Raw genomic sequence first — 2064 nt, 5'->3', positions numbered from 1 at the left:
CACCCCATGGGGCACTATCCTGCGGATTCGTTCATGGCAACAGCTTGCTGGCCAGGGCGTCGTCCGCGTAGAGCCTTTGGGCCTCTAGTCGGCGGCACATGCAGTCAAGTTCGGCTACCTCACGAAGTTCGTATCAATGTGGTGGCGTCGCGGCGCATCGTCGTAGGGTATTCCGTGGTAGGAGAGCCTATTCGCACCATCATCTGAATTGTCTGACCTGCCGAAGCGTATTCGTCGTGAATCGCTTCGTACGGTTCGGCCATATCGGGGTATTCCTGGAGAGCCTGGCTCAGTGGTTGCATCACCAATCCCAGGGTGCGGGCTCGCAGTGACAGTCCGGCGTAGAGCATGCCCGCCTGTACCTGCTCGGAGCGGGAATTCGATGCCGTACTGACCAGTGCGTAGGCGGGAGTGTGGCTCACGGCTTCGTCGGTCGACGAGATAGCGCTTTTCGCGGTTGCCGCATCGTCGTTGATCGACGGAACAATCGTGATGAGCCCTTGCAAGAAGTACTTCATGAAGCCACTGGTTCCCTGGCCTTCCACCGCAAATCCGGACCGGGCATCGTTCTTCGAGCCTTCGTTGGGATGGAACAAGGCCGTACTTTCGTCGGTAGCCGAGGCGTATCGGCTTTCGATGAGGGTGCCGACGACTGCGAACTCGGCCAGCGTCGCCTTGTTCTCCGTATCGGTGAACATCTGGATGGTTGCGCCGGATTCGGTTGCCACACCTGCCAGTTCGTCGAGCTGGGCGGTCGTCAACGGGGCGTCCTGATACGGGGCGCGGTTGGTGTCGGAGAGAAACAACGATCCGGCGTCGTCGGTCGAAGCCGTCGAGTCCTCGGTGAGTGTGACTTTCGCAACCGGTGTATCGATCATCGACTGCATCAGGTCGGCTTCGTCGTACGGACCGGCCGGGAACAGCTCCACTGTTGCTCTCGACCCCATCTCCGCCGCTGCTGTCGTCAAGTACTGGAGAAACGTTCCCTGCGAGACCATGGCCTGGCGGGACAGCGGGTCCACCGCGGGAGTGAGGCGAGTGCCGTCGACGAACAGGTACAGCGCCTGTGGGTCTGACGGATCGAGCGTGACGGTCCATGGCTGGGTGTTGTGGCTACTCGGGGCCAACTCTGCGCGAGCGACGACCTTCATTCGGGGGTCGTCGAAGCGATCGGAGTAGTCCGACGACCAGGGATCCAGATAGTGGGCGGGTACGAAGATTCCCCCGGCCGTGAGAATGGCAGCGAGCGCGAGAATCGAGACTCCGGCAATGGATCCCAACGTGATCGAGACGAACTTCTTCACAAGTATTCCTTCGTTGTCGTCGATCGATTGCGGGCTGCATCGGGAACCACGGTCACCGAGCACGATGCGCGTGCAATGACCGTCCTGCTGGTGGAGCCGAGCATCATTCCAGGGAAGCCGCCGCGCCCGTGACTGCCTATCACGAGAAGTTGCGCGCCCTGTGCGTGATCGAGGAGGGCCTGCACCGGGCGGTCCTTGACCACTGCGGTTCGTACCGACACTGTCGGATAGCGACGTGTGTGCGGCTCGAGCATCCGGGCGAGCTGATCTGCCGCGGCGGGCCGATTGGCCGGCCATTCCAATCCTCGAATCGGAAGTCCGACAGACAGATCCGTGTCGGACCAGCTGTGCACTGCCGTGAGCGGAGCCGACCGTACGAAGGCCTCCTCGAATGCCAGCGCCGTCGCCGCTGCGCTCGCCCTCGTTCCGTCCACCCCGACGACAACCGGATGCGTCGTGTCCACGTCGTCGCCTGACCAGCCACGCACGACCGTGACCGGGCATCGAGCATGGGTGGTGACGGCGAAAACGATCGACCCCAGTGATCGTTGTTCGGCCCCGCCGAGGCCGCGGGTGGCCAGGACGACCATGCGGGCTGTGGTCGACAGTTCGAGCAATGTGGCAACGGCCGAGTTTTCGGACGAGACGGTGTCGATGGTGATCTCACCGGAGGTCGCGCTCGCGCGTGCCGTGACCGCCAGGGCCTCGTCCAGGATCGTCCTGATCTCCGATTTCGATTGCGCAACAATGGGTTCGGGGA

At 62.5% G+C, this 2064-nt stretch carries 2 protein-coding genes; both read right to left on the bottom strand.

The features are described 5' to 3' along the window. Positions 1–119 precede the first annotated feature (119 nt). Positions 120–1304 carry a hypothetical protein gene (locus RHBS_RS27230; protein ID WP_128646895.1) on the bottom strand — a complete coding sequence of 395 codons (1185 nt, stop codon included), beginning with the start codon at positions 1302–1304 and terminating at the stop codon, positions 120–122. Next, on the bottom strand, positions 1301–2064 hold a 764-nt coding region (locus RHBS_RS27225; protein WP_128646894.1), incomplete at its 5' end, for a universal stress protein. The genes RHBS_RS27230 and RHBS_RS27225, both read right to left, overlap by 4 nt.

The sequence above is a fragment of the Rhodococcus sp. BS-15 genome, assembly GCF_000813105.1.
Taxonomy (GTDB): domain Bacteria; phylum Actinomycetota; class Actinomycetes; order Mycobacteriales; family Mycobacteriaceae; genus Rhodococcoides.
The sequence above is the reverse complement of the archived record's forward strand: the minus strand, read 5'-3'. Positions and strand labels throughout refer to the sequence as shown.